The sequence below is a fragment of the Pedobacter sp. genome (genome assembly GCF_035566355.1).
In the GTDB taxonomy this organism is placed as follows: Bacteria; Bacteroidota; Bacteroidia; order Sphingobacteriales; family Sphingobacteriaceae; genus Pedobacter.
This window is the reverse complement of record NZ_DATMRL010000058.1, coordinates 20,742-27,224: the sequence shown is the minus strand read 5'-3', so window position 1 is coordinate 27,224 and position 6,483 is coordinate 20,742. Positions and strand designations below refer to the sequence as shown.

The window sequence follows — 6,483 nt, the reverse complement described above, 5'->3', positions numbered from 1 at the left end:
TCCACGGGTCTGATCTACACCTTCAGCAATAAAATCTGCAGGGAAATCCTTATTGCCGTCAATCTTATCTTTATGTTCAAATGGATAATGCCATTGTGCGTAAGGCATGGCACCACTGTCAAACCAAACGTCGATCAGATCGGATTCGCGTTTCATTGCTTTGCCTGATGGAGAAAGCAAAACGATCTCATCTACCACATTTTTATGCAAATCGACCAGGTCATAGTTCTCTTCAGACATATTGCCGATCTCAAATCCTTTGAATGGATTTTCTTTTTGCAGACCTGCCTCAATAGATTTTTCTATCGCCTGGTACAGCTCTTCAACAGAGCCAATGATCATCTCTTCTTTTTTGTCTTCTGTTCTCCAGATCGGCAAAGGAATTCCCCAGTATCTGGAACGTGAAAGATTCCAGTCATTGGCATTTTTTAACCAGTTTCCAAAACGGCCTTCACCAGTAGATTTTGGTTTCCAGTTAATGGTTTCATTCAGATCAAACATCCGGTCTTTTACGTCCGTTACTTTAATGAACCAGGAATCCAGAGGGTAATATAAGAGTGGCTCATCAGTTCTCCAGCTGTGTGGATAACTGTGCACATATTTCTCTACCTTAAAGGCTTTATTTTCTTCTTTTAAACGGATAGCGATTTCTACGTCCACAGATTTTTCCGGGGCTTCACCAGCGTTGTAGTACTCATTCTTTACGTATTTACCGGCAAGATCTCCCAGATGTGAGGTAAATTTACCCTGCAAATCTACCAGGGGTACCGGAGTTCCGTTTTCATCCAGGACCAGCATTGGTGGAACTTCCGGACTGGCTTCTTTTGCCACTTTAGCATCATCTGCGCCAAAAGTAGGGGCAGTGTGTACAATACCGGTTCCATCTTCTGTGGTTACAAAGTCGCCCGAGATGACACGGAATGCATTTTCAGGGTTTTGGTAAGGAAGGGTATAGGGTAAAAGCTGTTCATATCTGATGCCTACCAGGTCTGTACCTTTGCACTCCGTTAAAATCTGGTAAGGGATTTTTTTATCACCTGCGGTAAAATTATTGAAATCTTCTGCTGAGGTACTTTCAAAGTATACTTTGTTGAATTGTTTTCCAACCAGATTCTTTGCCAGAATCACATTTACCGGAAGGAAGGTATACTGATTAAAAGTTTTGACCAGTACATAGTCTATTTTCGGTCCAACGGTTAATGCAGTATTGGAAGGCAATGTCCAGGGGGTTGTTGTCCAGGCCATCAGGTGGATTTCTCCAAACCCCTGTAAAAACACGGGAAGAGTATCTGCCAATGATTTAAACTGTGCAACAATAGTGGTGTCGGTAACGTCTCTGTAGGCACCTGGCTGGTTAACTTCGTGAGAACTCAGTCCGGTTCCGGCTTTTGGAGAGTAAGGTTGTATGGTGTAACCTTTGTAAAGGAGACCTTTATCGTAGATTTGTTTTAAAAGCCACCAAACAGACTCCATGTATTTTGACTTGTAGGTCACATATGGATCACCCATATCTACCCAATAGCCCATTTGTTCGGTCAGGTCGTTCCATACATCGGTATAACGCATCACTGTTTTTTTACAGGCTTCGTTATAATCTTCTATGGAAATGGTTTTGCCAATATCTTCTTTGGTGATGCCGAGTTCTTTTTCAGTTCCAAGTTCTACAGGTAATCCATGGGTGTCCCAGCCGGCTTTTCGTTTTACCTGGAAACCTTTTTGTGTTTTGTATCGGCAAAAAATATCTTTAATTGCACGGGCCATCACGTGGTGGATCCCCGGCATGCCATTGGCAGAAGGGGGGCCTTCGTAAAAAGTAAACGGATTGGACTCCGGGCGGGTAGAAATGCTTTTTTCAAAGATGTTCTCCTTTTTCCAAAATTCAAGTATTTCTTTGCTTAGTTTAGCTAGTTCCAGTTGTTTAAATTCCCTATACATCAATCAAGTATCTCCAAAAAATTAAGGTTGCAAAGTTAAGATATTAAAATTAAGTTTTTCTCACGGCAGCGGCATAATTTTAATGAATTGTTTGGAAAATTCTGTACAGCTTCTTCAAGACTAACGATATCAGGTCCGCTGAAGATGCGGGCAGATCTCTGAGGTCTTTCCGCAGCGTACGAGAATTTTCCTTAGTAAATTGCAGAGGGTGGGTGGTGACCGGTCAGGGTGCAGTTTCCTTAGTTTTAAGTAGGGTGTTGGTTGTTCGATGATCCGGCCTTTTAGCGCTGATTGTTCGGTAAAAGTACCTGTTTGCCTAAGTTACGGCGCAGAAAGGGCGAAGAAGCACCGAACCAAGACGAAAGTTGTCTACTCTAATATCCTATGTTAACTTAAACTATGAGCACACTATATTAATTTATATAGGATGAAAATTTAATAACAAGATATTGCATGATCATATATAACATTTTAAAAATGAATTTGTGGAGTTATACAACTTTACTCATATGTTTATAAACTCCTTGCAAAAAGAAAATAATTGCCTCAAGTCCTCTTATCTTTGCTCAATGACAAAACACCTGAAAATAGGAATGATTTGCATGGCCGGTGCTGTGTTACTGATGCCAGTTGCCTTGTTACTTAAAAATACAAATACTGCGGCTTGTATCGCAATAATTATTGCCAGTATGCTTCTTGAAGTAATTGGATTGATATTTGTGATTGTAAGTTTTATCAAAAGAAAAAAATCTTAACAGCAGATATATGGTAAAGGTACTTAAGCTCCAGAAAGCAGTTATAGTGATTGTTTTAGGGTTATTACTGCTGATTCCTTATAAGGTAATGAGCATAAACAGAATGGATTCGAGTATCTATTTTCTGGAAGCATCGGGTGCTTTACTCATCATTGGTGCATTGATGTTTTTGTACCCAATTCTGTTGGGTAAGAAAGACAAAGAGGGAAATGTAGAGTTGGATCCGGAGCAGGAAATCGCAGAAGAGGCAGATGGTACGAATTAAAATAGCCCTAAAATGAAAAAACTGCCCTTTATGGGGGGCAGTTTTCACAATATATGTAATAAGGAACTTTAGATTACTTGAACATTTACTGCATTTAATCCTTTACGACCTTGTTCTACGTTATAAGAAACTTTGTCGTTTTCACGGATTTCGCCTAAAAGGCCACTTGAGTGAACAAAGATTTCGCTATCTCCGTTAGATGGGATAATGAAACCAAAACCTTTTGACTCATTGAAAAATTTTACTACTCCTTCTTGCATTGTATTATTATTAAAAAATTGAGTTGCGAAGGTAGGTACAAATAACTGAAAATCAGTAAAATTTATAATTTATTTTGCTTCCTGGGCCTTCAAGATAAAATTAGGCAGGTTTTGATCGCTGCCTGTGGTTTGAAAAATGATGTTTTTTAATTTAATTTAATAAGAAAAGCCGGATCGCTCCAGCTCTTCTTATCAGGTAGATGTTAACAATTGGGATTATTTAACAGCTTTACCGTCTTTATCCATTTTGATGGTGGCCGTTTTATCTTCTTTCTTTAAATTGATTTCATAGTAAGAAGTTTTATCTGCATTGGTTACTAAAAATGCAGCAGTTGGTGTCCATTGTTTAATTGGATCTGTTTGAAGTGTAGTTTGCACGGGAGCTGGCAGATCTTTAAGTTCAACAGGTGCTTTTGTAGCACTATCTTGTTGTAAAGTGTATTTAACTTCTGTTTTAATTTCGCTTGCTTTTACTGTAGTTAATCCAACGAAAGCTAAAAATGCTGCTGATAAAATGATCTTTTTCATATTCTAAGTATTTCGATTAATAATCTTGTTAATTACGATTAGACTATGTTTAATAATGATGCCGAAGCCTTTGTTTTTTGGAACGGGTCTGATTACCAGCGTTTTGGTTGTTTTTGATCACTTAAGAATTGTGGAGTATGTCAACAGTTTGCGGAAGGACTGGTCGAAAAGAACAATGGCCGCAGTCTCTTTTTACAGGAACTGCGGCCATTATATTTTAAAATACAGATGCTAGTTCTGTATTCCGGCTATTTCTACTACCTCGTTAACGTCTGCATCATAATCTACACCTGGCACTTCGAAACCGAAAAGATTAAAGAAGTCTGTGCTGTAACCTTTAAGGTCTCCAATGGCAGGAAGGGTTTCTGTAGTGGCCTGTTCCCACAAGTCGGCAACTTTATGCTGCACATCTTCGCGCATTTCCCAGTCGTCTATTCTGATTCTTCCCTTTTCATCAGTAGGGATTTCCTTGCTGGTGTAGAGGCGGTCCTGGAATAAACGTTGAATTTGTTCAATACAACCTTCATGAATGCCTTTTTCCTTCATTGTCTTATACAGTAATGAGATATATAAAGGAATAACAGGAATTGCCGAACTGGCCTGGGTAACCAGTGCTTTATTTACTGAAACGTAGGCTTTACCATTAAGGTCTTTCAATTTATCGGTGATGGTAAAAGCAGTGGCTTCTAAATGGTCTTTTGCACGGCCAATGGTGCCTTTGCGATAAACAGGTTCTGTAAGTAAGGGGCCAATATAAGAGTAGGCAACAGTTGTGGCTCCCGGAGCCAAAAGGTTTTCTGCTTTTAAAGCATCTATCCACATTTCCCAGTCTTCGCCACCCATTACTTTAATGGTATTTTCTATTTCCTCTTCGTTGGCTGGCTGAATAGAGATTTCAGATACGATACCGGTATGGAAGTCGACCGTTTTGTTTGTAAAGGCTTCTCCGATTGGTTTTAAGGTTGAATTATGGGTAATGCCTGTAACTGGATCAGTTCTTCTGGGAGAGGCTAAACTGTAAATCACCAGGTCTATCTGTCCAAGGTCCGCCTTGATGAGATCTATGGTTTGTTGTTTGATTTCTGTAGAAAAGGCATCTCCGTTGATGCTTTTAGCGTAAAGACCTGCTTCATGGGCTTGTTGTTCAAAGGCAGCAGAATTGTACCACCCTGGTGAGCCTGGTTTGCCGGGTGCTGATGGTTTTTCGAAGAATACACCTATTGTAGCGGCGTTTGATCCAAAGGCACTGGTAATCCTGGAGGCTAGTCCAAAGCCAGTTGAGGCACCAATAACCAGTACTTTTTTAGGTCCATTTATGGCACCCTTTGATTTTACATAGCTGATCTGATTTTTAACATTTTGCTCGCATCCTTTTGGGTGTGAGGTAAGGCAGATAAAACCACGTGTTTTAGGAACAATAATCATAAAATGTTTTTTATATTCTAATTGTAATAATTAACAATACGGAAGGCGTAATTTAAGGTAAACCTAATGTTTTTATTTAATTCCAATAGGATAAAAAAATAAAAGACACCTTTTGGGGTGTCTTTTACAGATAAGGTTAAGAATACTAAGCCAATATTTTCCGGATGCTTTGTTCTGCATATCCCGCACTTGCCGTCATTCCTTTGCCGCCAATGGCTGTACGAATGTGGATCCGATTGTCCAGATCATACTCTATAATGTGGTGGGTTGGATGTTGCGGGTAAAATCCTGCCCAGGTACTTTGAAGGCCTCTGACATTGAAATCAGCAATGCGTTCTGCCTCTTTTAGCATGAGCTCATTCACGTGCTGGTCCAGATCAAAACCTAAATGATCAAACTGGTTTACTCCCGCATAGATATGAGAGTCCCCTATGATAACGCTGTTATCGGCTGCTTTTTTAAACAAGATATGAATACCCCATTTTTTGAGTTCTTCATAGTGTTCCGGGGTTTTTATACTTTGGAAAGAAGGACAATAATGCTCAAAACTTTCGTATCTTCTGATGGTCAGTCCGGTAAGTATGTTGCCTTCCAACTGTAATCCTGGCATCGGGATACTCCTCATCATTTGCAGCTTGCTGATGACAATTCCACTGCTGCTGAACAATTCAGGACAGAGCAGTTTAAATTCGTAGCCGTTACAGATAATGGCCTTTTCTGCATTGTGGGTAATTCCCCGACTCGTTTTAACCTCAATGCCGCTCCCTTTTGAAACACAGTCAATGACAGGGGTATTGTAGTGGAGGGTGTAAGTGTCGAACTTCGATTGCATATAACGATGCAGGCTATAAATCATCCGTTCCGGTTCTACACTAACTTCCTGTGGGAAATAAAGTGCTTCTTTGGCATAAGATGCTTTTATAGCCGGGTATTTTTCGAGAACGGATTCTTTGCTGAGCAGTTCGGCGGTGTAACCCAGCGTATCATAATGAGCCTTAAGTTCGTGAATTAAGGTTTGTTCGTCGTCATCAGAAGCAATATAAACACTTCCATTTTTACGGACAGATATATCGTATTCTTCCTGGATGGATTGGTAGATCTCCAGGCCCCTGGCTCCATATTCGAACCATTCTGCTTCCATACCTGAGGGGACCACCTGACCAAAGTTGCGTACTGTTGAACCTACCGGATAGTTATCTTTTTCCAGTTGAAGTACAGTTTTGCCTTCGAGTAAGGCATGATAAGCGTGAAAGGTCCCGAGTATACCTCCGCCAATGATGATGAGGTCAAAATGTTGATCGGTCATGGTTTATGA

At 40.1% G+C, this 6,483-nt stretch carries 7 protein-coding genes; 2 read left to right on the top strand and 5 right to left on the bottom strand.

Annotated features, from left to right (window positions below; genetic code table 11):
• The coding region (ileS, locus tag VNZ46_RS02210; RefSeq protein ID WP_325558437.1) for an isoleucine--tRNA ligase at positions 1–1,935 on the bottom strand (1,935 nt) is incomplete at its 3' end.
• Positions 1,936–2,420: 485 nt separating this feature from the next.
• On the opposite strand from ileS, the gene VNZ46_RS02205 reads away from it, so the two are divergent.
• Positions 2,421–2,690, top strand: coding sequence for a hypothetical protein (locus VNZ46_RS02205; protein WP_325558436.1), 270 nt, complete (start codon positions 2,421–2,423; stop codon positions 2,688–2,690).
• A gap of 10 nt (positions 2,691–2,700) precedes the next feature.
• Positions 2,701–2,955, top strand: a complete 255-nt coding sequence (locus tag VNZ46_RS02200) for an isoleucyl-tRNA synthetase (RefSeq protein WP_325558435.1) — start codon at positions 2,701–2,703, stop codon at positions 2,953–2,955.
• Between the two features lie 68 nt (positions 2,956–3,023).
• Here VNZ46_RS02200 and VNZ46_RS02195 read toward each other — a convergent pair whose 3' ends face one another.
• From VNZ46_RS02195 to VNZ46_RS02180, 4 genes are all read right to left on the bottom strand, one after another.
• On the bottom strand, positions 3,024–3,215 hold the full coding sequence (locus tag VNZ46_RS02195; protein WP_108555507.1) for a cold-shock protein: 192 nt from the start codon (positions 3,213–3,215) through the stop codon (positions 3,024–3,026).
• A gap of 216 nt (positions 3,216–3,431) precedes the next feature.
• Positions 3,432–3,743 carry a hypothetical protein gene (locus VNZ46_RS02190; RefSeq protein ID WP_133783365.1) on the bottom strand — a complete coding sequence of 104 codons (312 nt, stop codon included), beginning with the start codon at positions 3,741–3,743 and terminating at the stop codon, positions 3,432–3,434.
• A 231-nt stretch (positions 3,744–3,974) separates the two neighbouring features.
• Complete coding sequence (gene fabV / locus VNZ46_RS02185; protein ID WP_325558434.1) at positions 3,975–5,168, bottom strand: enoyl-ACP reductase FabV; 1,194 nt, start codon at positions 5,166–5,168, stop codon at positions 3,975–3,977.
• 145 nt (positions 5,169–5,313) lie between these two features.
• Positions 5,314–6,474: a TIGR03364 family FAD-dependent oxidoreductase gene (locus VNZ46_RS02180; protein ID WP_325558433.1), complete on the bottom strand. Its 1,161-nt coding sequence runs from the start codon at positions 6,472–6,474 to the stop codon at positions 5,314–5,316.
• Positions 6,475–6,483: the final 9 nt, after the last annotated feature.